General features: G+C 67.8%; 22 protein-coding genes. 3 read left to right on the forward strand and 19 right to left on the reverse strand.

The genetic code is table 11. The annotated features are described in order from the left end of the window. Positions 1–69 precede the first annotated feature (69 nt). A complete protein-coding gene (locus CA237_RS07480; protein ID WP_126013556.1) occupies positions 70–3267 on the reverse strand; it encodes an efflux RND transporter permease subunit in 3198 nt (1065 codons plus the stop codon). A 4-nt stretch (positions 3268–3271) separates the two neighbouring features. Then, positions 3272–4480: an efflux RND transporter periplasmic adaptor subunit gene (locus CA237_RS07485; protein WP_066692142.1), complete on the reverse strand. Its 1209-nt coding sequence runs from the start codon at positions 4478–4480 to the stop codon at positions 3272–3274. Positions 4481–4675: 195 nt separating this feature from the next. Between CA237_RS07485 and CA237_RS07490 the strand changes: the two genes are divergently transcribed. Then, positions 4676–5398: an SIMPL domain-containing protein gene (locus tag CA237_RS07490; RefSeq protein WP_066692140.1), complete on the forward strand. Its 723-nt coding sequence runs from the start codon at positions 4676–4678 to the stop codon at positions 5396–5398. A gap of 134 nt (positions 5399–5532) precedes the next feature. Here the strand turns inward: CA237_RS07490 and CA237_RS07495 are convergent, their stop codons facing one another. The 4 genes from CA237_RS07495 to CA237_RS07510 form a co-directional block, all read right to left on the reverse strand. Then, on the reverse strand, positions 5533–5931 hold the full coding sequence (locus CA237_RS07495) for an acyl-CoA thioesterase (protein WP_066692133.1): 399 nt from the start codon (positions 5929–5931) through the stop codon (positions 5533–5535). Then, positions 5928–6572: a hypothetical protein gene (locus CA237_RS07500; RefSeq protein WP_066692131.1), complete on the reverse strand. Its 645-nt coding sequence runs from the start codon at positions 6570–6572 to the stop codon at positions 5928–5930. Before CA237_RS07500 ends, CA237_RS07495 begins: the two co-directional genes overlap by 4 nt. Beyond that, the gene (locus tag CA237_RS07505; RefSeq protein WP_066692129.1) at positions 6569–6910 is read right to left on the reverse strand and encodes a DNA primase; all 342 of its coding nucleotides are present in this window, start codon (positions 6908–6910) and stop codon (positions 6569–6571) included. Before CA237_RS07505 ends, CA237_RS07500 begins: the two co-directional genes overlap by 4 nt. 190 nt (positions 6911–7100) lie before the next feature. After that, a complete protein-coding gene (locus tag CA237_RS07510; protein ID WP_126013560.1) occupies positions 7101–8354 on the reverse strand; it encodes a multidrug effflux MFS transporter in 1254 nt (417 codons plus the stop codon). 118 nt (positions 8355–8472) lie between these two features. Between CA237_RS07510 and CA237_RS07515 the strand changes: the two genes are divergently transcribed. After that, the gene (locus CA237_RS07515) at positions 8473–9426 is read left to right on the forward strand and encodes a 2-oxoglutarate and iron-dependent oxygenase domain-containing protein (protein WP_066692127.1); all 954 of its coding nucleotides are present in this window, start codon (positions 8473–8475) and stop codon (positions 9424–9426) included. Positions 9427–9616: 190 nt separating this feature from the next. After that, entirely contained in the window at positions 9617–10909 is a 1293-nt protein-coding gene (locus CA237_RS07520) for a homoserine dehydrogenase (protein ID WP_126013563.1), read from the forward strand. Between the two features lie 177 nt (positions 10910–11086). On the opposite strand, the gene CA237_RS07525 is transcribed toward CA237_RS07520, so the two are convergent. The 13 genes from CA237_RS07525 to CA237_RS07585 form a co-directional block, all read right to left on the reverse strand. Beyond that, on the reverse strand, positions 11087–11485 hold the full coding sequence (locus tag CA237_RS07525; protein WP_084401722.1) for a hypothetical protein: 399 nt from the start codon (positions 11483–11485) through the stop codon (positions 11087–11089). Between the two features lie 32 nt (positions 11486–11517). Next, positions 11518–12057 (reverse strand): demethoxyubiquinone hydroxylase family protein, encoded by a 540-nt coding sequence (locus CA237_RS07530; RefSeq protein WP_126013566.1) that lies wholly within the window; start codon positions 12055–12057, stop codon positions 11518–11520. Beyond that, entirely contained in the window at positions 12054–12533 is a 480-nt protein-coding gene (locus CA237_RS07535; protein WP_126013569.1) for a disulfide bond formation protein B, read from the reverse strand. The genes CA237_RS07530 and CA237_RS07535 overlap by 4 nt, the downstream gene beginning before the upstream one ends. 4 nt (positions 12534–12537) lie before the next feature. Beyond that, positions 12538–13893 carry a S41 family peptidase gene (locus CA237_RS07540; protein ID WP_126013572.1) on the reverse strand — a complete coding sequence of 452 codons (1356 nt, stop codon included), beginning with the start codon at positions 13891–13893 and terminating at the stop codon, positions 12538–12540. A gap of 265 nt (positions 13894–14158) precedes the next feature. Then, positions 14159–15994, reverse strand: coding sequence for a methyl-accepting chemotaxis protein (locus CA237_RS07545; RefSeq protein WP_126013575.1), 1836 nt, complete (start codon positions 15992–15994; stop codon positions 14159–14161). 84 nt (positions 15995–16078) lie between these two features. Beyond that, positions 16079–17233, reverse strand: coding sequence for a peptidoglycan DD-metalloendopeptidase family protein (locus CA237_RS07550; protein ID WP_126013578.1), 1155 nt, complete (start codon positions 17231–17233; stop codon positions 16079–16081). Beyond that, positions 17230–17652: a 23S rRNA (pseudouridine(1915)-N(3))-methyltransferase RlmH gene (locus tag CA237_RS07555; RefSeq protein ID WP_126013581.1), complete on the reverse strand. Its 423-nt coding sequence runs from the start codon at positions 17650–17652 to the stop codon at positions 17230–17232. The genes CA237_RS07550 and CA237_RS07555 overlap by 4 nt, the downstream gene beginning before the upstream one ends. A gap of 13 nt (positions 17653–17665) precedes the next feature. Further along, positions 17666–18019 (reverse strand): ribosome silencing factor, encoded by a 354-nt coding sequence (gene rsfS / locus CA237_RS07560; protein ID WP_055757643.1) that lies wholly within the window; start codon positions 18017–18019, stop codon positions 17666–17668. A 35-nt stretch (positions 18020–18054) separates the two neighbouring features. Then, complete coding sequence (locus CA237_RS07565; protein ID WP_206432956.1) at positions 18055–18684, reverse strand: nicotinate-nucleotide adenylyltransferase; 630 nt, start codon at positions 18682–18684, stop codon at positions 18055–18057. Next, on the reverse strand, positions 18681–19943 hold the full coding sequence (locus CA237_RS07570; protein WP_126013584.1) for a glutamate-5-semialdehyde dehydrogenase: 1263 nt from the start codon (positions 19941–19943) through the stop codon (positions 18681–18683). Before CA237_RS07570 ends, CA237_RS07565 begins: the two co-directional genes overlap by 4 nt. Before the next feature lie 129 nt (positions 19944–20072). After that, complete coding sequence (locus CA237_RS07575) at positions 20073–23381, reverse strand: TonB-dependent receptor (protein WP_126013587.1); 3309 nt, start codon at positions 23379–23381, stop codon at positions 20073–20075. A 223-nt stretch (positions 23382–23604) separates the two neighbouring features. Further along, entirely contained in the window at positions 23605–24777 is a 1173-nt protein-coding gene (locus tag CA237_RS07580; RefSeq protein ID WP_126013590.1) for an acetyl-CoA C-acetyltransferase, read from the reverse strand. 30 nt (positions 24778–24807) lie between these two features. Then, positions 24808–25860: an alpha/beta fold hydrolase gene (locus tag CA237_RS07585; protein WP_232308023.1), complete on the reverse strand. Its 1053-nt coding sequence runs from the start codon at positions 25858–25860 to the stop codon at positions 24808–24810. Positions 25861–25865: the final 5 nt, after the last annotated feature.

Here is a 25865-nt window from a genome sequence, read left to right on the forward strand (position 1 = left end):
GCTGGGGTGACGCTTGGGGCCGGGCGGGTTCCATCCCCGTCCGGTCTGGCCGAACGGGGGAAAGCCGACTTACTCCGCCGCCGGCAGCGACTTCGGCCCATCACCCGGCGGCAGCGGCGCACCGGGCTTGTGGTCGATCGCCAGGCCATCGGCATCGCCCGGACGATAGGTCAGCAGGCGCCGCGACAGGCGCGGGCCGATCCAGCGTTCGAGGCCGACCGCCAGGCTGAACGCGCCCGGCACGATCAGCAGCGTCAGCAGCGTCGACAGCGTCAGGCCGCCGATCACGGTGATCCCCATCGGCCCGCGGAAGGACGAATCGCCCGAAAGCGCCAGTGCGGTCGGCACCATGCCGGCGACCATCGCGACCGTGGTCATCACGATCGGCTGCGCCCGCTTGTGCCCGGCATCGAGGATCGCGACCTCCTTCTCGACGCCCTTCTCCATCTCCTCCAGCGCGAAGTCGATCAGCAGGATCGAGTTCTTGGCGACGATGCCGAGCAGCATCAGCAGCCCGATATAGACCGGCATCGAGATCGGGTTGCCCGTCACCCACAGCGCCAGCAGGCCGCCCAGCGGCGCCAGGAACAGCGACCCCATGTTCACGAAGGGCGGCATGACCCGCTTGTAGAGCAGCACCAGCACCGCGAAGACGAGGAAGATGCCCGAAATCACCGCGACGATGAAGTTCTGGATCATCTCGCCCTGCCACTTCGCCTGACCGACGGTCAGTTCGGTGACGCCCAGCGGAAGGTTCTGCATCGTCGGCAGCTGATGGATCGCCTTCATCGCGACACCCGACACGACACCGGGGGCCAGGTCGGCACCGACGACCAGGCGCCGCTGCTGGTTGATGCGGTCGATCTTGGTCGGGCCGGCGCCGAAGCCGATATCGGCGACGACCGACAGCGGGACCGATCCGCCATTGGCGGTCGGCAACGGCAGGTTCTGGATCGTCGACAGCCGCGAGCGGGCATCGCGCGACAGCGCGACCCGGATCGGAATCTGCCGGTCGCTCAAGGAGAAGCGCGCGCTGTTCTGGTCGATATCGCCCAGCGTCGCGATGCGGATCGCACCCGACAGCGCGGCGGTGGTGACGCCGAGGCTGGCGGCGAGGTCGCTGCGCGGGCGGATGATGATTTCCGGACGCTTCAGATCGCCCGACACGCGCGGCGCCACGATCATCGGCAGCTTCTCCATCTCCTTGACCAGCTTGTTCGCGGTTTCGTTCAGCTTCGCCGGATCGTCACCGCCCAGCGTAATCGACAGGTCGCGGCTGGAGCCGCCCCAGCCGAACTGCGACCGGAACGACACGCGCGCATCGGGGATCGCCGCCAATTGGGGCGCGAGGCCGCGTTCGAACTCGGTGCTCTTGACCGTTCGCTTGGCGGCAAATTCCTCGTCGTCCAGCAGGCCAAACCTGTGGCGGACGCGCTCGCCGAAGCTGGGTTTGTCGATCAGCTCGGCGGTGACGCGGCCATTGCCGGCATAGCTCGACGAATAGACCGACTTCACCATCGGCTGCGACGCGAGCAGCCGTTCGACCCGCTTCACGACGGCGGCGGTCTGTTCCAGCGTGGTGCCGGGGACCATTTCGACCGTCGCGGTCACCCGCTCGCGATCCTGCGGCGGCTGGAACGTCTGGGGCAGGACCATGAACATGACGACGGTCAGCGCCAGCGCGGCGATGGCGGCGACGACCGTCGACCAGCGATGGCGCAGCGTCCAGCGCAGCACGCCCATATAGCGGTCCATCAGCCAGCCTTCGCCATGGCTGGCGGTGCCGTGGGCCTTCAGGAAATAGGCGGCGATCATCGGGGTGATGAGCCGCGCGACGGCAAGGCTCATCAACACCGACGCGACGACGGTCAGGCCGAAATTCTTGAAGAACTGGCCCGAAATACCCGGCATCAGGCCGACCGGCAGGAAGACCGCGACGATCGCCATCGTGGTCGCCAGCACGGCGATGCCGATCTCGTCCGCCGCATCGATCGATGCCTGATAGGCGGATTTGCCCATCCGCATGTGCCGGACGATATTCTCGATCTCCACGATCGCATCGTCGACCAGCACGCCCGCGACCAGACTGAGCGCCAGCAGCGTCATCTGGTTGAGCGTGAAGCCCAGCATGTCCATGAACCAGAAGGCGGGGATCGCCGACAACGGGATGGCCAGTGCCGAGATGAAGGTCGCGCGCCAGTCGCGCAGGAAGATGAACACGACGACGATCGCGAGCAGCGCGCCCTCGTACATCGCAGTCATCGCCGAATGATATTGGGTTTCGGTGAACTCGACCGAATTGGACAGCAGGGCGAAGCGGACCTGCGGGTTGCGCTTCTGCAGCTCGGCGAGCTTCTTTTCCGCTTCGTGGAAGACGGTGACGTCGGACGCGCCCTTGGCACGCTTGATGTCGAACGCCAGCACCGGACGGCCATTATATTCGGCGCGGCTCTTGGGCTCGGCATAGGTGTCGCGGACATCGGCGATGTCCGCGAGGCGGATCGACCGTCCGCCGGCGACCGGGATCTGCGTCTGCGACAGCGCATAGGCGGTCGAGGCATTGCCCAGCACGCGGACCGATTGCTGCGACCCGGCGATTTCCGCCTGACCGCCTGCCGCGTTCAGATTGACCTGCCGCAGCGCCTGGTTGACCTGGGATGCGGTCAGCCCCTGCGCCTGCAACCGCGCGGGGTCGAGCGTGACGCGGATTTCACGGTCGACGCCGCCGACCCGTTCGACGGTCGCCATGCCGTCGATCGACAGCAATTCCTTGGCCACCGTATTGTCGACATACCAGCTGAGCTGTTCGGGCGTCATGTCGTCGGCGATCGCGGTCCACGACGCGATATCCGAATCGGTCGTATTGGCGCGATAGATTTGCGGTTCGAGGATGCCGTCGGGCAGCTGGCTGCGAATCTGGTTCACCGCCTCGCGCACGTCGTTGACCGCGCGGTCGATCGGCGTGCCGATGTCGAGCTGGATGACGGTGGTCGACGACCCTTCGGTCACGGTCGATTCGATCTGGTCGATGCCCTGCAGGGCGCGCACCGCGGCCTCGACCCGCTGCGTCACCTGAGTCTCGAGCTCGGTCGGGGCGGCGCCTGGCTGGCTGATGACGACGATCGCGACCGGGAATTCGATGTCCGGGTCCTGGTTCACGTCCATCCGCATGAAGCTGACGATCCCCGCGATCGTCAGCGCGAGGAACAGCACCAGCGGCGGCACCGGGTTGCGGATCGACCATGCCGATATGTTGCGGAAACCCATGGCGCTATTCCTTGCGGGCGGGGGTGGCGGCGGCGCGGACCGGCACCACCTGCTGACCCGGATTGAGGAAGGCGCCTGCGCTGGCGACCACGCGCTCGTCGCCCATCAGTCCCGACGCGATCAGCGCGCCTTCGTCCGATACCTCGGCGACCTTCACGTCGCGGCGCACCGCCTTGTCCTGCGCATCGATGACATAGACATAGCTGCCCTTGTCGTCGCTCAGCACCGCCGATTCGGGCAGCAGTGGCGCGGTCGACGCGCCGGCACCGATCCGGGCGCTGGCAAAGCCGCCGGGCCGCAGCGCCGGGTCGTAGTTCAGCGCGATGCGGGCGATGCCCTGCCGCGTCTGCGGGTCGATGATCGGCGAGACCTGCCACACCTGCCCCTTGAACACGCGGGTGTCGCCGACCGGCACGACCTCCGCCGGCACGCCCGCGCGCACCGTCGCCAGATCGGCTTCGGACAGCTGCGCGCGCATTTCCATCTGCCCGCCCATCGCGATGCGGAACAGCACGCCGCTGCCCCCGCCGATCACCTGCCCCGGCTCGACCGCGCGGGTCAGGACGAGGCCGGCGGCGGGCGCGCGGATGTCGAGCCGGCGGTTGCGCGCCTGCGTCTCGGCCAGCTGCGCCTGCGCGACGCTCACGCGCGCATTGGCGGCGTCGCGGGTCGCGGTCTTGCGGTCGATATCGGCCTGCGACACGAAGCCGCGCTCGACCAGCTGCTTCGACCGGTCGAGTTCGGTCTGCGCGATCTGCGCGTCGGCGCGGGCGACGCGGACCTGCGCGGCCAGCGACTCGGCGGTCTGCGCCTGCACCGACCGGTCGACCGTGGCCAGCACCTGTCCGGCGCCGACCCAGCTGCCCGGTTCCACCAGGACCTGCGTGACGAGCCCGCCTTCGCCGACGACGCCGACCGGCATCTCGCGCCGGGCGGCCAGCGAACCGGTGCCGGTGACGGTACGGGTCACGGTGTCGCGGCCGGGTACGACAACGGTTACCTTGGGCAATGCGCCAGCGGCGGCACCGGCGGGCGGCGCCTTGGCTGCCGGGGCATCGCCGCCCTTGCGACCGAATGCCCAGAAGGCGCCGATGGCGACCAGCAGGATGACGACGATCCCGACGATGACCGCGCGGTGGCGCGATCGCTTGGTGCCGTCCGGGCCGGTCAGCATCTGGCGGTCCCCCGCGATCGACGTCGATTCGTAATTCATCCACCCCATCCCATTGAGGGCCCCCAGCCCCGGCCGAGCTGTATTATCTTAATACAGCACCTTTCTCAAGCATACACATCGCGTTTTTCGATAAGAACGACAAGCCTCGCATCGATTGCGTTCAGCGTGCGTTTTGGCGCGGTCCCGTAACGACCGCCGTGCCGTTGCAAATTGATTTCGAAAGAGGATGTGCCGATGCTCCGTTCCGCCCTGATCCTGGCCGCCATCGGCGGCGCGCTGCCCGCCGCCGCGCAACAGGTCGCGCCCGCCGTCGCGCCGGTCCTGACCGATGCGACGCTGCTGGACGTGGTGGCCGAAGGAAAGGCGACTCGCGTCCCCGATATCGCGACGATTCGCGCCGGCGTCGTCAGCCAGTCGCCGACCGCCGCCGCCGCGCTGTCCGACAATGCGCAACGCATGACCCGGGTCGTCGCGGCGCTGCGCAAGGCGGGCGTCGCCGACCGCGATATCCAGACCGCGCAGATCCAGCTCCAGCCGCAATATCGCTATGCCGAGAATCAGCCGCCGGCGATCACCGGTTATCAGGCGAGCAACAGCGTCTCGGTCCGCTTCCGTGACGTGGCGAAGAGCGGCTCGATCCTCGACGCGCTGGTGGCGCAGGGCGCGAACCAGATCGACGGGCCGAACCTCTCGGTCGATGCCGCCGATGCCGCGCTGGACGAGGCGCGCACCGACGCGATCCGCCGCGCCCGCGCCCGCGCCGAACTCTATGCCAAGGCGGCGGGGATGCGCGTCGACCGGATCGTGTCGATCGTCGAGAATGGCGGCGACCAGCCGCCGATGCCGATGCCGGTCATGGCACAGGCGCGGATGGTGAAGATGGCCGACTCCACCCCGCTGGCGGCGGGGGAGCAGGACCTGCGGGCAACCGTGTCGGTGCGTTTCCTGCTGCGGTAAAGGGCGCGGTGCGCCCCTTCTTCGTCACTCCCGCGAAGGCGGGAATCCATTGACGCCTCCGCTTGCGAACCAGCCGCGACGGCAGCGTGTATGGACTTCCGCCTTCGCGGGAGTGACGAAGGGTGGTCGGGCGGTTACCCCAGAAACCGCTCGGCAACATCCGCCGGCACCCGCACCAGCCGCCCGCTCTGCCGGTCGAGCACCGCCCAGGTCGTCCGCGCATCGACCTTTACCCGCCCGTCCGCGCCGGTGAAGCGCATCAGGCGGTCGAACCGTGCCCCGCGCGGCGCCTCGCCGACCCAGGTCTCGGCGGTCACCGTTTCCCCGGCGGCGACATTACCGCGATAATCGATCTCGTGCCGGGTGATGACCCAGACATAGGCGGCCTGCTGTTCGGGCGTCGCGACCGCCATCCAATGTTCGACCGCCACATCCTGAATCCAGCGGACCCAGACCGCGTTGTTCACATGGCCCAGTTCGTCGATATCGTCGGGGCCGGCGGTGATCGAACGGGTAAAGCGGGGGGCGGTCATTGCGGGACGATCGGCTCCGTTGCGGGACGGGGCTTCAGGCCGCTGTCCGAAATCCGCCATGCCCGTTGTTCGGCGGTCGCGCCATCGATATCGCCGCTCCGGTGCAACGTGACCGGCCCGGTCATCGCCACCGGGGTTCCGTCGCGCAATTTGCCCGTCACCCGCACCGGAATCGGGATATAGCGCTGTCCTGCCCCGGCATCGATCCGTCCGGGCGCGCCGACGACCGCGCGATAGTCGGCATATTTGGCGAAGGACTGGGCAAAGGCCGCCTGCGACATGCCCGATGCCTGTCCGCCATTGCCCCATAGCCGCCACGCATCGCCATAGCGGCGCTCGCCGATCGCGGCGAAATAGTCGCGCAGCACCTGCACCGCCGCATCCGCGCCGGGCTCGGCCATGGTCCCGCTGGGGGCGGGGGCAGGCGCGGGGGGCGGCGCGGACACGCCGGGGATACCCTCGCCGGCCGGCATGGTGGTCGCGGGCGTCACCGGCGTCGGCGCTCCGGCGGCGGGCTCGGGCGGCGCCGCCACCAGATCGGCTTCGGCCGTCTGGTTGACGACCGCGGCATTGTCTGCCGAACCGCCGCCCCCGCATCCTGCCAGCAGCAACGCCAGCACGGCTCCGCCCGCGATCCTCATGGCTCGATCGCGTCGCGATCGGCATCGTCGAGGTCGTCGTCCTCGGCGAGATTGTCGTCGTCGAAATCTTCCTGCAACTCGTCCTCGGACTGGTCGCCCTGTCCGGTGATCGTCACATCCTCGTCCTCCTCGGCGAGTTCGTCGTCGACCATGTCGAGTTCGTCCTCGTCCTCGTCGTCGGACATGCCCAGATCGGGTTCGAGGTCGGTCAGGATAGTGCCGTCGCTCGGCCCGTCGCGCGTCGCCTCGAGGATTTCGGCGCGCTGGCTTTCGTCATAGCCGTCCTCGTCATAGCCGTCGTCGCCGGTGCCCTGTCCATTCACCTGATGCCCGCCCATGGCGCGTCTCCTATCCAGTCAGGCTGGGGAAACCCGCATGCCGCCGGGCGGGTTCCTAAAGTTCGATCCACTGACGTGGAAACGGTGCCGGCCCACTCCCCCACCCGGCCACCCATTAAGGATACGCTGTGAGTGGCCGGGTGGGGGAGTGGGCCGGCACCGCCCTGATCCAGCTTCGCTGGATCGGCCACTACCCACGCCGGAACAGCCGGCCATGTTCGGTGCGAAACACGACGAGCAGAGCAAGCAGGCCGAGGCCGAGGAACCCGCCGTACAGCGGCACCGTCGTCCCGTCGAACGATTGGCCGATGATCGCGCCGAGCACCGCGCCGCCCAGCATCGACACGAATCCCTGCAACGACGACGCGGTCCCGGCGATCGACCCCATATTCTCCATCGCCATCGCCGAGAAATTGGAGGTGGCGAGGCCGAAGCACGCCATCATCATCGCCTGCAGCACGATGAAGCTGACCAGCGATTCGACACCCGCCAGCGTCACCGCCAGGTGCACGCCCGCCACCGCGACCAGCCCGAGCAGCGCCGCGTGCGAGATCAGCCGGGTGCCGAAGCGCATCACGATCCGCGAATTGAAGAACGATCCCGCCGCCATCGTGCTGGCGACGCAGGCGAAGACGACCGTCAGCAGCTTCGGCCGCTCGAACGTCACCTCCATGATCTGCTGGATCGACCCGACGAACCCGAACAGCCCGCCCGACAGCAATGCGGCGGCGATGGTGTAGCCCACCGCATAGCGATCGCGCAGCACGATGCGATAGCCGGCGAGGATGCGGCTGGGCTGGAGCGGCTGGCGCTCCGATTCCGGCAGCGTCTCGGGCATGCGCAGCACGAACCAGGCGAGGATGATCGCGGTGACGATCGCGATCCCGCCAAAGATCCAGCGCCACGACGCGAAGACCAGCACCAGTTCGCCGAACGACGGTGCCAGCACGGGGGCGGCCATGAAGAAGATGAACGCCAGGCTCATCACCCGTGCCATCGCCCGCCCCGAATAACAGTCGCGCACCAGCGCGATGGTCACCACCCGTCCCGCCGCCACGGCGGCACCCGATGCCAGCCGGGCGATCAGCAGCAGCATGAAGCTGCCCGAAATCGCCGCGACCAGATTGGTGATCGCGCTGGCGACCAGCCCGACGATCAGCACCGGCCGCCGGCCATAGCGATCGGCGAGCGGCCCATAGGCCAGCTGCGCGACCGAAAAGCCGATCAGGAAGGCGGTAATGACGAACTGCCGCATATTGGGCTCGGCGACGTCCAGCGTCTCGCCGATTGCGGGGAGCGCGGGCAGCATCGAATCGATGCCCAGCGCCGTCAGCGCCATCAGCGCCGCGATCAGCGTCACGAACTCGCCGAACGGGAGCGGCGAACGGTCGGCGGAGGGCGGGGGCGTGCGCGTTTCGGCGGGGGATTCGATGGTCTGCGACATAACGGAGCCTCCATGGCCCATGTCGCCCGCCGGGTCACGCACAGGATGACCCTGTTCCTGCCGCTCGCCTACGTCTATCTTCATGCGCATACCCGTATTGTTCAGGATGTTGAGACTCATGGCTGACACGCCGCTTTCGCAGGTTCCGCTGATTTCGATGGCGCAGGCGGAGCAGGACCCCGACGGTTTCGCCCGCGACTTCGGCGGGTCGTTCCAACGCTTCGGTTTTGCGATGGTGTCCGACCATGGCGTCGATCAGGGCGTGATCGATCGCGCTTGGGCGATGACCAAGGCGTTCTTCGACCTGCCCGAGGCGGAAAAGCGCCGCTATTTTGTCGAGGGCGGCGGCGGCGCGCGCGGTTATACCCCGTTCAAGACCGAAATCGCCAAGGGCGCGACCCATGTCGACCTCAAGGAATTCTGGCATGTCGGCCGCGAACTGGCCGCCGGCCACCGCTATGGCGACGTCATGCCCGCCAATGTCTGGCCCGACCGGCCGGAGGGGTTTCGTGAGGCGTTCCTCGACCTGTTCGCGGCGCTCGATGCGGCTGGCGACCGGCTGCTCTCGGCGATCGCGCGTTATCTGGGGCTGGAGCCGAACTGGTTCGACCGCGCGGTGAAGGACGGCAATTCGGTCCTGCGCCTGCTCCATTATCCGCCGGTTCCCGCCGACGCCCCCGAAGTCCGCGCCGGCGCGCATGAGGATATCAACCTTATCACCCTGCTGCTGGGCGCGGAGGAAGCCGGCCTCGAACTGCTCGACCGCGACGGCCGCTGGCTGCCGGTCGCCCCGCCGCCCGGCGCGATGGTGGTGAATGTCGGCGACATGCTGCAGCGGCTGACCAACCATGTCCTGCCCTCCACCACCCACCGCGTCGTCAACCCGGCACCCGAACGCCGCGGCCATTCGCGCTATTCGATGCCGTTCTTCCTCCACCCCGCGCCCGATTTCCTGATCGAGACGCTGCCCGGCTGCGTCAGCGAGGAGCGTCCCAACCGCTACGAAACCCCGATCACCGCGCACGACTATCTCTACCAGCGACTGGTCGAGATCGGTCTTATCAAGAAGTAGTTTGTAGAAACCGTTTGGTTCGAGCAGCTTCGAGCGAAGTCGAGAAGCGTCCGTCGAGAACGCGTTGCCAACGGGAACAGCGGGGTATGCCAACACCCTTCCCCTCCCGCGCCACACCCTCTAGAGACATGAAACCGGCCGGAGCGATGCTCCGGCCGCAATTTTGTTACGTGTGCAACAAGAGGAATATATGACCCAACCGCTCCGCATCGCCATCGCCGGTCTCGGAACCGTGGGCGCGGGGGTCATTCGGCTGATCGAGACCAATGGCGAGCTGATCGCTAGGCGTGCCGGTCGCCCGATCGAGGTCGTCGCCGTGTCGGCCCGCGACCGTTCGCGCGACCGGGGCGTCGACCTGTCGCGCTATCAATGGGTCGATGACACCGCCGCTCTGGTCCATGCCGGCGATGCCGATGTCGTGGTCGAGCTGATCGGCGGATCGGACGGCCCGGCACTGACGCTGGCGCGCACGTCGCTGTCGGCGGGCAAGAGCTTCGTCACCGCCAACAAGGCGATGATCGCGCATCACGGTCTCGAACTGGCCGAAGTCGCCGAGGCCAAGGGCGTGGCGCTGAAGTTCGAGGCGGCGGTCGCGGGCGGCGTGCCGGTCATCAAGGGCCTGCGCGAAGGGGCGGCGGCGAACGAGATTTCGCAGGTCTTCGGCATCCTCAACGGCACCTGCAACTTCATCCTGTCGAAGATGGAAAGCGAAGGCCGCGATTTCGCCGAGGTGCTGGCCGAGGCGCAGGCACTGGGCTTTGCCGAAGCCGATCCCAGCTTCGACATCGACGGCGTCGATGCGGCGCACAAGCTGTCGATCCTCGCCAGCATCGCGTTTGGCACCCGCCCGGCATTCGATGCGGTGGCGGTGACCGGCATCCGCCACGTGCTGGCCGCCGACATCGCCGAGGCGGCCGCCTTGGGCTATCGCATCCGGCTGGTCGGGGTGGGCGAGGCCGGGCCGCACGGGCTGTTCCAGCGGGTGCATCCCCATCTGGTCCCGCTCGACCATCCGCTGGCGCATGTCACCGGCTCGCTCAACGCGGTGGTGGCCGAGGGCAATTTCGTCGGGCGCCTGTTCTTCCAGGGGCGCGGGGCGGGTGACGGCCCGACCGCCAGCGCGGTGGTCGCCGACCTGATCGACATCGCCCGCGGCGAATTCGGCCCGCCCTATGCGATGCCCGCTGCGTCGCTCACCGCCGCCGCGCCCGAACAGGCCAGCGAGCGGCGCGGGCGCGCTTATGTCCGGCTGCATGTCGCGGACAAGGTCGGCGTGCTGGCCGAGATCGCCGCCGCGATGCGCGACGCGGGCGTATCGATCGAAAGCCTGATGCAGCGCGGCGCGAACGCCGATGGCAGCGTGCTGGTCGCGATCGTCACCCATGAAGGCCCGGAACGCTGCGTCGCGCAGGCGCTCGAGAAGCTGGAAAGCTCGGCCAGCGTGCTCGGCCGTCCGATGTGGATGCACGTGCTGGGCGGGTGAGGGCGCCCACGGCCTGACCGCGGCGGACAACTGAGCTAAAGCGTCACCCCGGACTTGATCCGGGGTGACGCTTTCTACCGACCGTCGTAAAATAAGAAGCGGGACCCCGGGTCAAGCCCGGGGTGACGGATGCCAAGGACGGTAACGCCAAGGCCGCCGGGACCGACCGACAATCCCTTACGGCAGCGGAATGCTCGACTCCGCCTTCGCCCGCGCCCGCCGTTCCGCCCGCGCCGCATTGGCCCGCTGCACGAAACACCCGGTCTGCCCGCCGACGCCCGCCGTCGAGCAGCTGCCGGTGCCGAACGAGCCGGCGTTCAGATTGTCTTCGACCCGCGTCGCCCAGCTTTCGCCGTCGCGCGTCGGTTCGGCGTCGCGCAGTTCCTTCGGGATGCGGAAGCGCTCGCGCTCGCTGCGGCGGACGCAGACCACGATTTCCTCGCCATCGGCATTGGTCGGGCATTTGTCATTGCCGTAAATGACCAGCGTCCCGTTCTGCACCTGTGCGGCGGCAGGGGCGGCGGGCAGGGTGAAGGCGGCGATCGCGGCGGCACCGGCCAGAAGCATGCGGGTCATCATTTCCTCCTGTCCGGATAACGCCCGGTCGGTCAAATACGTTTCGAAACTTCGATGGCGACGCGGCATCCTGCGCGGATCGCCGCCGACAGCACGGGATAGGCCGGCGCGCGTTCGGCACCATGCGCCAGCGCCGCTTCCTTGTGCTCCAGTTCCTCGGCCTGGAACCGGGCAATCGCCTCGCTCAACTCGGGATGATCGTCGCCCAGTTCGGCGAGCTGATCCTCATAATGTTTGTCGATTTCGGTCTCGACCGCCGCGGTGCAGGCCATTGCCGCCTCCGGCCCGATCGCCGCCGTCACCGCGCCCAGCGCAAAGCCCGCCACGTCCCAGAAGGGCTGGATCAGCGTCGGTCGCACGCCGCGCTCGGCGATCAGCGCGTCGAAATAGGCGCGGTGTTCCGCCTCCTGCAACGCCATGCCCTGGATCGCCGCCGACATGGGGCTGCGGTCGCCCATCACCGCCAGCTGCCCGGCATAGATGCGGGTTGCGCCATATTCGCCCGCCTGATCGACGCGGATCATCGATTTCAGCCCGCCGGGCCTGCGGTCGCCGGGTCGCCACTTGGTCATGTCCGCCTCCGTGTCGCGAGGATCAGTACCGCCAACGCACCAGCGATCGAAAGGATCGCGTTGAACCCGGCCAGCGAAATGCCGAACAACGTCCATTGCGGCACGTCGCAGCGTACCACCGGTTGCCGCACGATCGCCGCCAGTAAATCCCCCCCGGTCGCGCCCAGCGTGTTGGCGCAGGCGGTGATCCCCTGCCACCAATGATATTCGACCCCGGCATGGAACACGCCGATCGCGCCGCTGACGAGGATCGCGATCCCCGCCAGGATCACCAGCGCCCGCTTGCCCGACGTGCGCGGCACCACGAACGACAGCGCGGCGAGGCCGATCGCGGCATAATGCGGCCAGCGCTGCCAATGGCACATCTCGCACGGGTACAGCCCGCCCAGATATTGCGACGCCAGCGCGCCGGCGATCAGCGTGAGCGGCAGCAGCAGCGCGATCCAGCGCGCGAGCGGCAGGTCGTTGGCCCGCATCCGCTCAGCGCTTCGCCGGCCTGGGCGCCGGCGCCGCTGCCATGCGCGTGGTGGGGCCGACGCGACCCATGGTCTGGAGCGCATAATAGAGCTGAAAATCCTCGATACCGCGCTTCTTGAGCGATTCGGCGCTTTCGGCGAAGCGCGGATCGTCCTTGGTATCCTCGGTCAGCGTCTTGTCGTCGACCCCGGCCTCGTTGACCAGGTGGCGGCGCAGATCGGCCTCGCGATACACCGGCCGGTCCTTGTAATCCGGGTCGGAAATCTGCGGCACCTTCAGGTCGGGGTCGATGCCGCCTTCCTGCACCGACCGGCCCGATGGCGTATGGTAGCGCGCGGTGGTCAGGCGGACGGCAGTGTTCTTCGACAGGTCGAAGATCGACTGGACCGATCCCTTGCCGAAGCTGCGCTCGCCCATCACGATCGCGCGGTGATGGTCCTGCAATGCGCCGGCCACGATCTCCGACGCCGAAGCCGTGCCCGGATTGGTCAGCACGATGATCGGCAGCCCCTGCGCCAGGTCGCCCGGCACCATTTCCTCGGCGAAGTAGCGTTCGGTATCGGCCTTGTCGCGCCCGCGCTGCGACACGATCTCGCCGCGCGCCAGGAAGGTGTCGGACACCTCGATCGCCTGGGTCAGCAGCCCGCCGCCATTGTCGCGCAGGTCGATGATATAGCCCTTGGGCTTGTGGCCCAGCGCCTTGTCGATCCCGGCGATCGCGGCGCGGGTATCGGCGCCGGTCGTCTCGCTGAAGGTGTTGATGTTGATGACGCCGATGCCATCCTTGACTTCCCACTTCACCGGCTTCTGCACGATCGTGCTGCGCACCAGCGTCAGCTCGATCGGCTTGTCGCGACCCGGACGGACGATGGTCAGCGATACCTTGGACCCCGTGGGTCCGCGCATCTGCGCGACCGCCTCGTCCAGCGTGCCGCCGACGATCAGCTTGCCATCGACATGGGTGATGTAATCGCCCGACTTGATCCCGGCGCGCGCCGCCGGCGTATCCTCGGTGGGCGTAATGACCTTGACCGCGCCGTCCTCCAGCGTGACCGACAGGCCGAGGCCCGAATAATTGCCGGTCGTGGCGATGCGCAGATTCTCGAAATCCTTCGCATCCAGATAGCTCGAATGCGGGTCGAGCGCGGCCAGCATGCCGCGCATCGCGCCTTCCATCAGCGTCTTGTCGTCGACCTTGTCGACGTAGCTCGCCTTCACGCGATTATACACGTCCATGAAATTGTCGAGTTCGCGGAAACTGCGGGCATCGGCCTGCGCCATCGCGCCGGTGGCAACGGGAACCAGCGCCAGCGCACCGACGATGGCGGTGGCCTGGAAGAACGAACGGGACCTACGCATAAACGCTTGGATGCTTTCGACTGCGGTACGTTTGTCACATTAGCGATAATTCGCGCTGCGATCAAAGCGCTGTCTTGCTGAACGGGCGGTGACGTTCGGCCATGGTCCGCTCAGCGTCGACGGGCGACGCCAGTATCACAGGAAGCCGTCCCCCCGGGCTCGACCCGGGGTCCCGCTTCTTTTCTACCGTTGGAGAGAAGCGGGACTCCGGATCAAGTCCGGCGTGACGCAGACGTTTGTTCGATTCGTCGAAGTCGATCGATCCTCAGAACGCCGACCAGTCATCCTCCACGACCGCCAGCGCGGTGTTGCCGGCAACTTGCGGGCGCATCGGGACGACGGTTGCCGGTCGGGGAGCCGGCGCCGGGACGGCGCGGACCGGGGCGATGCGGTGGCCGGGTTCGCCCAGGCGGAAGCTGGTGATCTGCCGCGCCATGCCGTCGGCGTCCGAAGCGAGGCTGCGCACCGCCGCCGTCGCCTCCTCGACCATCGCCGCATTCTGCTGCGTCATGCCGTCCATTTCCGACACGGCGGTGTTGATCTGGTGCAGACCCGTCGCCTGCCGCTCGGCCGAGGCGGCGATGTTGGCGACCAGTTCGTCGATCTGCCCGATCCGGTTGATGATCCGGGTCAGCGCATCGCCGGTTTCGACGACCAGTTGCACGCCGCTGCCGATCTGGCTCGACGATGCGGTGATGCGGGTCTTCACGTCCTTGGCGGCATCGGCCGAGCGTTGCGCCAGCGCGCGCACTTCGCTGGCGACGACCGCAAAGCCCTTGCCGGCGTCGCCCGCCCGCGCTGCCTCGACGCCCGCGTTCAGCGCCAGCAAATTGGTCTGGAACGAGATGCCGTCGATCACGCTGATGATGTCGCTGATCTCGGCGGAGGCGCGTTCGATGCCGTGCATCGCCTCCACCGCGCGGCGGACGACCTCGCCCGACTGGTCGGCTTCGGCCCGCGCCTCGCTGACGATGCGGTTGGCTTGCGCGGCGCCGGCGGCGGTTTCGCGCACGGTCGATGTGATCTCGTCCATCGCCGCCGCCGTTTCCTCAAGGCTCGCGGCCTGCTGCTCGGTCCGCTGCGACAGGTCGTCGGACGCCTGGCGGATGTCGTCGGCGCCGTTGTTGATGCTGCTCGCCGCCTCGGTGACGGTCGCGAGCGTCGACTGGAGCGCGGCGACGGCGGCGTTGAAGTCCGCCTTGATCCGGGCGAACGGCCCGGTCAGATCGGCATCAATCCGCGAGACGAGATCGCCTTCGGCCAGCTTCGTCAACGCCGTGCCGAAGCTGTCGACGATCAGCGTCGTCTGTTCCTCCTTGGCCCGTTCGGCGGCGACCAGCTGATCGCGCAATTCCTGCGTCGCGCCGGCCAGCTGGCCCAGCTCGTCGCGGCGGTCGGTGGCGGGAATGGTCACCGCCATGTCGCCCGACGTCATGCGCTTCAGCGCGTCGACCAGCGCCAGCAGCGGCGACAGGACGAAGCGGCGGGTCGCGAAGCCGATAGCGAGGACGACGGCAAGCGTCGCGGAGGTCGTGAAGATCAACAGGATGTTGGCGAACCGGGCGATGGCGTTCGCTTCGGCACTGACACTGGCCAGATGCGCTTCGATCGCATCGGACAGCGTGCTCATGCCGCCCTCCAGCTTCTCGAACGCTTCCAGAAAGCCGGGCAGAAGCGCGGTGGCACGCGCCGGATTCGTGGCGGCAGCATCGGCGATGCGCTCTGCGGTGGCGATATAGGCGTCGACCAGCGGCTGGATGCGGCGGGCTTGTGCCGAGACGGCGGGTGCGTCGGCATAAGCGGCGTCGGCAGCCAGCGCCTTGCGCAACGCCGCCGAGTCGTCCGTCAGCGCCTGCCGGTTCGCCGCCAGATCGAGATCGCCGGCCGACGTGGCGCGCAGCACCGACAAGACGTCGCCCCGAATCGCATCGTGCATCATGTCGGCGGTCATGTGGTTGCGCAGCAGGGCGGTCCCCTGCGTGATGCTGGCGCGGGCATCGGCCTGTCGTCCATTGGACCAGACCCGGGCACCGGCCGATCCCAATACCAACAGCACGATTGCGGCGATGGCCGCCAGAACCATCCGGTTGATCGATTGCATGCGGCCGTTCCTCCGAATCTGTCGTTCGGTACGGTATGGACGCCAACGGATAATATACGGTTACCCTGCCATTGACGCTATGTCCTACAGCATCGCCGCCAGGTCGACCGGCACGCCGCGGCGGCGCAGTTCGATCGTCACCGGCGGCGCGTCGCCCGACGGCGCGCGGCCGATGGGCGTGCCGGCGACGACCCGACCGTCGACCGGACCGACACTGGCGGCAAGGCCGGTGACCGTCGTCGTCCACCCGTCGCCATGGTCGAGGATCATCACACGGCGATAACCGCGAAATCGCTTGCTGAACGCGATCCGCCCCGGCGCGGGCGCGACGACGGTCGCGCCGGGCGCGACGGTCAGCGTCAGCCCGCGGGCACGCACCCCGCTGTCGCTGATCTCGCCGAAGCCGTTGGCGACCGCACCTTTGACCGGCAGGTGATAGGCCGGCGGGGGTAACGCCGGCGCAGCGGCATCGGGGCGGAGCAGCGGGCCAGGCAGGGCTGCCAGCGCGGCACGGGTATCGCGCGCCTCGCCCAGTTCCTCCAGCCGGTCGACGATGTCGCGTGCCTGTTCGCCCAGCGCGATCGCCCGGTCGGATTCGACCATCGCCCCGCGCGCCAGCTCGCGCGATCGCAGCCGCTGCGCCGCCTCCGCACGGACCAGCGCCAGCCGCTCGCCTTCCAGCCGGGCATTGCTGGCGGCCAGCGCCGACAACGCGACCCCGGCCTGCGACCGCAACCGTGCGGCGTCCGTTACCCCGGCCCGCACCGCGGCGGTGCGCTGCTGCATCACCGGCACGACCGTTCCCAGCACCGCACGGACATGGACCAGATCGTCGGTCGATCCCGGCTGCGCCACCGCCAGCCATGCCGGCCGGGTGGCGAGCGACTGCAACGCGCCGACCAGCCGCGCGACCGGCGCCTGCCGCGCCGCCAGATCGGCACGCCGCCGAGCGAGCAGCTCGCCGATCAACGCCACGCGGGCCTGCGCCGCCGCGCGACTTGCCTCTGCCGCCGCGATCCGCGCGGTGAGGGCCGCCTGTGCCGCACCGGTCCGTTCGGCTCCTGCCTGTGCCGCCCGCGCCGCCTGTTCCAGCCGTTTCGACCGGGCGGCCGCCTCGACCGCTGCGCGCTTCGCGGCACCCAACCGTTCGCGCCCGGCCGCTACGGGGTCGTCCTGCGCCCAAACCGCCGCCCCTGCCAGCACGGCGAGGGCGGCAATCGGGACGAACGCGCGCCTCATCCTTCGCGGTGATAGGGGTGGCCGGCGAGGATGCTGGTCGCGCGCCACAATTGTTCGGCCAACATCGCCCGCGCCATCAGATGCGGCCATGTCGCCCGTCCGAATGCGAGCAACAGATCGGCCGCTTCCCGCTGCGCATCGTCGAAGCCGTCGGCCGCACTCAGCAGGAACCGCGTCTCGCGCACGCCATCGTCGCGCCAGCGGCCCAGCTGCGTCGCGAACGCCATCGACGGCAGGTCACGGCCCTTCTCGTCCAGCATCACGATCCGCGTCCCCGGATCGACCGCCGGCATCCTGCCCCCGGTATCGGGCAGTTCGGTGATCTTCGTCGGCCAGCTGACGCGCTTCAGATAGCGCTCGATCAACTCGCCCTCGGGACTGCGCCCGATCCGCCCGCGCGCGACGATATGCAGCAGCACGGGCGGGTCCGGTTCAGGCGTGCGCGGTCGGGTTCAGCGTATCGCCGAACGCCCACATCCGCTCCAGATTGTAGAAAGTGCGGACTTCGGGGCGGAACAGGTGGACGATCACGTCGCCGGTATCGATCAGCACCCAGTCGGCGGTCGGCAGCCCTTCGATGCGCGACGGACGCCCGAATTCGGCCTTCACCCGCTCGGCCAGCTTCTGCGCCATCGACGCCACCTGCCGACTCGACCGGCCGCTGGCGATCACCATGTAATCGGCGATGCTCGATTTGCCGGCGAGCGGGATCGACACCGTTTCGACCGCCTGGTCGTCGTCGAGGCTGGCCAGCACCATGCGATGCAGCGCTTCGGTCTCGTTCATCGCATCGCTCGGGTCGGTAGGGGTCGGCAAGTTCATCAGCTTTCAGGGGCCTGTGCGCCGGACCGGTCGGACGAGATCATCCGGCGGTGCCAGGCAGGGTCGGCGGCGCGGATCGCGGTCGCCGACGTCGGATCGGGACGGAAGCGCAAACGGACCAGTGCCGGCAAACTCCACATCGTCCATCGTTTCGCCTGGCCTGCGGGCCGCGCATGGCGCCGCAACCAACCCATCGCAGGACTAGCGAGGGCACGTCCATCATAGCCCGGACGCGCGACCACCGCAATCGCCACCGTCCGCGCGATCCCGCGCCAGTCCCGCCAGCGGTGGAACTCCGCCAGATTGTCCGCGCCCATCAACCAGATGAAGCGATGCTGCGGATACAACCGCACCAATTTGCGTAAGCTATCGACGGTATAGCGGGTGCCCAGCCGCCGCTCGATCGCGGTCGGCCGGATCGGTGCGTGGCGCGCCACCCGCTCAGCCGAGGCCAGCCGCGCGGCCAGCGGCGCCATCCCCGCCGCGGGCTTCAACGGATTGCCCGGCGACACCAGCCACCACACCTCGTCCAGCGCCAGCGCACGCTTCGCCGCCAGCGACACCCGGCGATGCCCGCGATGCGCCGGATTGAACGATCCGCCGAGCAGCCCGATCGCCTTCGCCTTCAAGGCCGCGTCTGCCCGGTGCCCCGCACGATCCACTTGTACGTCGTCAGCCCCTCCAGCGCGACCGGCCCGCGCGCGTGCAAGCGGCCGGTAGCGATACCGATCTCCGCGCCCAGCCCGAACTCGCCGCCATCGGCGAACTGCGTCGAGGCGTTCCACATCACGATTGCCGAATCGACGCGCGCCAGGAAATGCTCGGCGGTCGCCGCATCCTCGGTAAGGATCGCATCGGTATGGTGCGATCCATGCGCCGCGATATGCGCGATCGCGTCGTCCACCCCGTCGACCAGCTTCACCGACAGGATCGCGTCGAGATATTCGGTGTCCCAGTCGTCGTCATTCGCTTCGAGAATGGCGGGGTGCAGCGCCCGCACCTCCGCATCGCCGCGCAGCTCGCACCCGGCGGCGATCAGCCCGGACAGGATCGGCAGCGGATCGGCATAGCCGCGGTCGATCAGCAGCGTCTCGGTCGCGCCGCACACACCGGTCCGGCGCAGCTTGGCGTTCACCACCACGGCCTCAGCCATCACCGGATCGGCGGCGCGGTCGACATAGCTGTGGTTCAGCCCGTCGAGATGCGCCAGCACCGGCACCCGCGCCTCCGCCTGCACCCGCGCGACCAGGCTCTTGCCTCCGCGCGGTACGATCAAGTCGATCATTCCGTCCGCCCGCAGCATGTCCCCCACCGCCGCGCGATCGGTCGTCGGGATCAATTGCACCGCGCCCTCGGGCAGGCCGGCACTCGCCAGCCCCCGCGCCATCGCCGCATGGATCGCCCGGTTGCTGCGGATCGCCTCGCTCCCCCCGCGCAGGATCGCGGCATTGCCCGCCATCACCGCCAGCGCGCCAGCGTCCGCGGTCACATTGGGCCGGCTTTCATAGATGATGCCGATTACCCCGATCGGCACCCGCACGCGGGTGAGCGTCAGGCCGTTGGGCCGTTCGCGCCGGTCGATGACCTCCCCCACCGGATCGGGCAACCCCGCCACCGCCTCGACCCCCGCCGCCATCGCCTCCAGCCGGGCCGGGTCCAGCCGCAACCGGTCGAGCATCGCCCCCGACAGCCCGTTCGCCTCCGCCGTGGCGATGTCCTGCGCATTGGCGGCTAGGATCGCGTCGGCGTCCGCCCGGATCGCAGCGGCGGCGGCGCGGAGGGCAGCGGCCTTGGCGGCGGTTGGCGTTGTGGCCAGCGTCTGTGCGGCGGTCCGGGCGGCGGTGCCAAGCTCGGCGAGCGACGGGGATGCGGTATCGGGATTGGTCATGACAACTCTTCGGCGGCGTGCGGCACGATGTCGCGCAGTTTGCCCGACAGGTCCAGCCGCGTATCCGCATAAAGAAAAAGGGCGGGGGATTGCTCCCCCGCCCACGGATATTCGCAATATGCTACCGGATCAGAAGCGTGCGCGGAAACCCGAATAGAAGCTGCGACCGCGATAATCGTAGATCGCCGAGCCGGCACCCGTCGCGGTCGAACCGAGCGGGGGGGCCTGGTTGAACACGTTGTCGACGCCCAAGAAGAACTGCAGACCGTCCGGGCGAGTGTCGCCGCTTCCCTGCACACCGCCCACATTCCATTCGAACCGGAGGTCCGAATAGGTGATGACCGGATATTCCTGCGGCGAGGTGGCGTCGATGTTCGATGCGGGCAGGCCGTTCACACCGCTCCGGAAGCTTTCGTAAGCCCCGGTGAATTGCTCACCGATGAAGCGGAAGCGATAGCCGAAGTTGAAGTTCTTGATGCCCAGGTCAAGGTCGAGCCGAACCTCGTCCTGCGGATCGCCCAGTTCGCTCATGATCCGGTTTTCGAAGCTCGGGTTGGTCACGTCTTCGAAATTGCTGCGCTTCAGCACATGGACGTAGAGCAGGTTGGTCGTCAGGCTCACGTCCTGGCTGAACCGTGCCCGATAGATCAGCTGGGTATCGATGCCGCGCGCCTGGCGCTTGGCGAAGTTCAGCGGCGCCACGATCAGCGAGTTACCCAGGACCGCACCCGGCAGTTCGCCGTTCGGGCCCGTGCCCGGACCGGCGAAGCGCGTGAAGGCGCTGCAGAACACGTTGTTCAGCGTGGGGAAGTCGTAGCAGTTGTTGAGGATCTGCTGTGCACTGACGCTGGTGATGATGCCGTTCACCGTGATGTCGTAATAATCGACCGTCAGCGACAGGCCCGGCGCGAAGCGTGGCTGGAACACGGCGCCCAGCGTGTACGAGTCGGAGGTTTCCGCTGCCAGGTTCGGGTTTGACCCGCTGACAATCGGCAGCGAGTAGGTAATCGACCCGAGATTAGCTAGATTGCCCGCGCCGACCGCGGTGGTGCAGTTGGCACGACGCGTCGTGGAGCCACCATTGATCGCGGTAATGTTGCAGGGATCGGTGATCGAGCTGAAGTTCGGGACCAGCGGGAAGCCGGTTTCCGACACGTTCGGTGCGCGAACCGCGCGCGCATAGTTGCCGCGCAAGCGGATGTCGCTGATCGGCGACCACTGTACGCCACCGTTATAGGCATAGACGGTGCCCGTGCCGCCCTTGTAGTCCGACACGCGACCGGCGCCGGTCAGCGACAGTTCGTGGAAGAACGGAACTTCCTTCAACAGGGGGACGCGAAGTTCGCCATAGGCTTCCTTCACTTCGAACGACGGCGGATCGAAGACGGGAATCGAAACGGCGTTGTTGAAGCCTTGCGTCGTGAACGGGTCCTGACGGTAGAACGCCTTCTCGCGGCGATACTCACCGCCGATGGCGAAGCCGATCGGGCCGCCCGGCAGTTCGAACAGCTGGCTGAGGTCGCCCGACACGAATGCTTGGCCGACGATCTGCTCCAGGCTGGCCTTGTTCGAGAAGGTGCTGCTGAAATAGTTGATTGCATCGGCATTGCCGGTGCCGGCCCCGAACGGGTTGTACGGGCGGCAGGCGGCAATGTCGGCTGCGAGACGGGCGGCATTTGCGGCACGGTTTGCGACCGAGACGCCATCCGTCCGTGCGTCCGGCACGGCTGCCGACGCATCGAACTGCGACCGGCACTGGATGGCGCCGGTTACCGGGTTGCGACCAGCATCCATCGCCAGCGAGAAGCGCTGGCGGTCGATATAGCCTTCGGTGATCGACGATTGGTCGAACCGGCCATAGTTGCCCGAGATTTCATAGGACCAGTCGTCGTTGAACGTACCGCGTACGCCCAGGACGGCGCGATAGGTGTCGCGACGGAACTTTTCGTCGCGCAGACCGACGTCCAGCAGGTTCTTCGCCAGGATGAAGCGATAGGTGCCGGCGGCGATCGCCGCCCGGTCGGCGGCGCTGAGGTTGCCGGCGGCGGGGCAGGTCACCGTCAAGCTCGGGTTACAGCCCGAATTGAGGATGAGGTTCGAGAGCGTCGTACGGTCCGTCGCGTTCAGGAACGGGTTGTCGATGCGCGGGCGCTCGCGGAAGTCACCGATATTGCCCTGGTTGCCCGAACCCGTCTGGATGAACGACGGTCCGGCATTGTTGCCGACGGCTTCGGTGCGGTTGAACTTGCCTTCGAAGAACACCTCGAATGCCGGGCTGAACTCGAAATGCGACAGCAGGTTGAAGTTGTAGCGCTGCAGTTCGGGCAGAACCGACAGCGTGCGGCCTTCGCGGCCGGTCTGGCCGTTGCCGCCAATACGGTTGGCGTTGATGCCGGTGCCGAACGGCGTGCCGGTCTGCTGGACCAGGCGGCCTTCCGGCGTGAAGAGATAGTTGCAGCTGAACGCCAGACCCGAATTGTTCGGCGCGCCGTTATTGGCCAGCGTCGCGTTGCCGCAGGCGCCGCCCGCCGCATTGCGCTGGTTGATCGGGATCAGGCCGTACGGGTTGATCGTGCCGCTGCGCACGTCGCGCAGGAAGATCGCGTCGGGGAAGCCGTCGCTACCATTGGGCAGGCCACCGGTGTCGGCGTCGACCGTGAACAGGCCGTCCTGCTGGCGGAACGCCGGCACGTCCGATGCGAACACGCGCTCCTGGCGCGAATATTCGCCGTGGAGGGTGATGTTGCCCTTGCCGTCGGCGAAATTGCGGCCGGTCATGGCCGAGATATATTGCGACCCGCCAAAGCCGGCACCGGCGATGCTGGCCGAACCGCGGATCTGCGAACCTTCATAGGAGCGACGCAGGACGAAGTTGACGACACCCGCGATGGCGTCCGAACCGTACACGGCCGAGCTGCCGCCGGTGACGATATCGATCCGTTCAACCAGGTCATTCGGGATCGAGCTGACGTCCACCGAAACCGCGTTCGACAGGATGTCGGCGGCGACGTGGCGGCGGCCGTTGACCAGGACCAGCGTGCGCGACGTACCCAAGCCGCGCAGATCGAGCAGGTTCAGGCCGGCGATACCGATGCCCAGGCCAGGGTTCTGCTGCGAGAAGGTGCTGCGCAGCTGCGGCAGATCGTTCAGGAGCTCACCGACATTCTGGTCGCTGTTCTGGAAGATCACGTCGCCCGCGATCGAGGTGATCGGCACGTCGGCGGTCAGGTTCGGCGTGCGGATGCGCGATCCGGTAACCGTGATGGTTTCGGTAGGTTCTTCCTGACAGATCGCGCGCGGATCGTCCGGCAGGCACTGTTCTCTGGGGGTGGCCGCATCGGCGGCGGTTCCGGTCGATCCAGTCTGTGCAAAAGCAGCATGCGGCAGCAGCGCGACGCTGGCAAGCGCCGTCGCACCGAGAAGTCGGTTTAAGTTCATGATTGGCCCCGTTTTGACCGATACAAGCGTATCGGATTGGCGCCAGAAAATATGGCTACGCGGGCCGACGCAAGACACGTCAGCGCACCAAAATGCTTTAGAAACATGAATGTGACATGAATGTCACATCGCTGTAACGACCTGTTGGCGCGCTGATCGTTGCTGTAATAATTTTATTGCTTTGTGTAACTAAATTACAGGGAAACAGTTTGTTACGTCGGCTTCACCGCTCGACGCACATCGCAATGCCCATGCCGCCACCGATGCACAGCGTCGCCAAGCCCTTCTTCGCATCGCGGCGCTTCATTTCGTAGAGCAGAGTCGTCAGCACCCGCGCGCCCGATGCGCCGATCGGGTGGCCTATGGCGATCGCGCCGCCGTTGACGTTCACCTTGTCCGCGCCCCAGCCCATGTCCTTGCCGACGGCGAGCGCCTGCGCGGCAAAGGCTTCGTTGGCTTCGACCAGGTCGAGGTCCTCGACGCTCCAGCCGGCCTTTTCCAGCGCGCGGCGGGACGCGGGGACGGGGCCGATGCCCATGATCGACGGGTCGACGCCGGCGGTCGCCCAGCTCTTGATCGTGGCCAGCGGTTCGAGCCCGCGCTTGGCCGCCTCGTCGGCCGACATCACGACCAGCGCGGCGGCGCCGTCGTTCAGGCCCGATGCGTTGGCGGCGGTCACCGTGCCGTCCTTCTTGAACGCCGGACGCAGGCCCGACACGCCGTCGACGGTGGCACCGGCGCGGATATATTCGTCCTGGTCCACGACGGTGTCGCCCTTGCGGCCCTTGATCGTGACCGGCGCGATCTCGTCCTTGAAGCGGCCCTCGGCGCGGGCGGCCTCGGCGCGGTTCTGCGACTGGACGGCGAATGCGTCCTGTTCGCCGCGCGTCAGATCATATTGCGCCGCCAGGTTCTCGGCGGTGATGCCCATGTGGTAGCCGTTGAAGACGTCGGTCAGGCCGTCCTTGATCATCGTGTCGACCATCGATCCGTCGCCCATCTTGGTGCCGGCGCGCAGCTGTACCGCATGGGCGGCGAGCGACATGCTTTCCTGTCCGCCCGCGACGACGATCGTCGCATCGCCGGTCTGGATCGCCTGTGCCGCCAGCGCAACCGCGCGCAGGCCCGATCCGCAGACCTGGTTGATGCCCCATGCCGGGACTTCCTTGGGAAGACCCGCCGCCATCGACGCCTGCCGCGCCGGGTTCTGGCCGTGGCCGGCGGTCAGCACCTGGCCCAGGATCACTTCCGACACATCCTCCGGCGCGACACCCGCCTGCTCCAGCGCGGCCGCGATCGCCTGCCGCCCGAGTTCGTGCGCGGGCACCGCGGCAAAGGAGCCCAGGAAACTACCAACAGGCGTACGCTTGGCGGCAACGATAACGACGTCGGACATGGGCAATCCTTCTCCCTGAGGGTTCGCGCGCTATCTAATGGCAGGAACGTCGCTTAGCCAGCGCCCAAGCGGTTCCCACAACACGCCGCGGCCCCGGCTGCCGACGATCATGCCGACATGCCCCGCGGGCACGATCCGCTGGTCGGACAGGCCGATCGCGCTGGCGGCGGGAACGATGCGGTCGCTTTCCGCGACGAATTCGACCATCGGCAGCGGCGGGCGCGGCGACATGATCCGGCCGCCGACACTCCAGCGCCCGCGTCCGGGCAGGTCGGCGTCGAACAGGTCGTCGAACAATTCGCGGCCTGCGGCATAGGGGATCGGCGCGCCGCCATTGGCCCAGTCCTCCAGCGCGATGAACGCCTGCGCCGCCGCGCCGACGGGATCGAGATCGGCGAACCGGACGAACTTGTCGACGGTGCGCGCCGGGTCGATCTGCCAGAACATGGATTGCAGCAATTCCATCGGCAGCAGCCCCAGCTGCTCCACGGTCGTTTGTGCCGCGGTCCACATATCGGCGATCGCGGCGCGCCCGGCCTCGCCGAACCCGTCGAAGCGCCATGGCGTCGCGATCAGCGCGAGCCCGGCGACCGGCGCGAACGCCGCGGCGGCCAGTGCGATGGTGCCCCCCAGGCAATAGCCGACCAGCAGCGGCGGTTCGTCCAGTCCATCGCACAGCCGCGCCACCGCCTGCGCATGGTCGCCCAGGTCCATCGCCCGGTCGGCAGGCGTCGGCGTGCCCCAGTCGACCAGCAGCACCCGCAGCCCCTGTCCGGCCAGCCAGCGCAGCAGCGAATTGTCGGGCGCGAGGTCGAGGACGAAGGGCGGGTTGATGAGCGAGGGCACCACCACCACCGGCCGCCCGTCGCCGCCATAGTCGCGCAAGCGGATGCGTCCGTCGCACGCGATCGCCTCCGGCATCGCCACGCGCGGCAGGCGCGGTGCGTCCTGATACGCTCTCAATCCCGCCAGTGCGCGGGCGCGGGCATGGGGATCCTTAGCGGTTTCGCTGCGCAGCATCGACAGAAACAGCGTCAGCGGGCGCGGGCCGTGTTGCGGCGCGGTATCAAGCGGTGTACCCATCCAGT

Origin of the sequence: Sphingomonas sp. ABOLH, from assembly GCF_003951715.1 — a bacterium.
Classification (GTDB): domain Bacteria; phylum Pseudomonadota; class Alphaproteobacteria; order Sphingomonadales; family Sphingomonadaceae; genus Sphingomonas; species Sphingomonas hankookensis_A.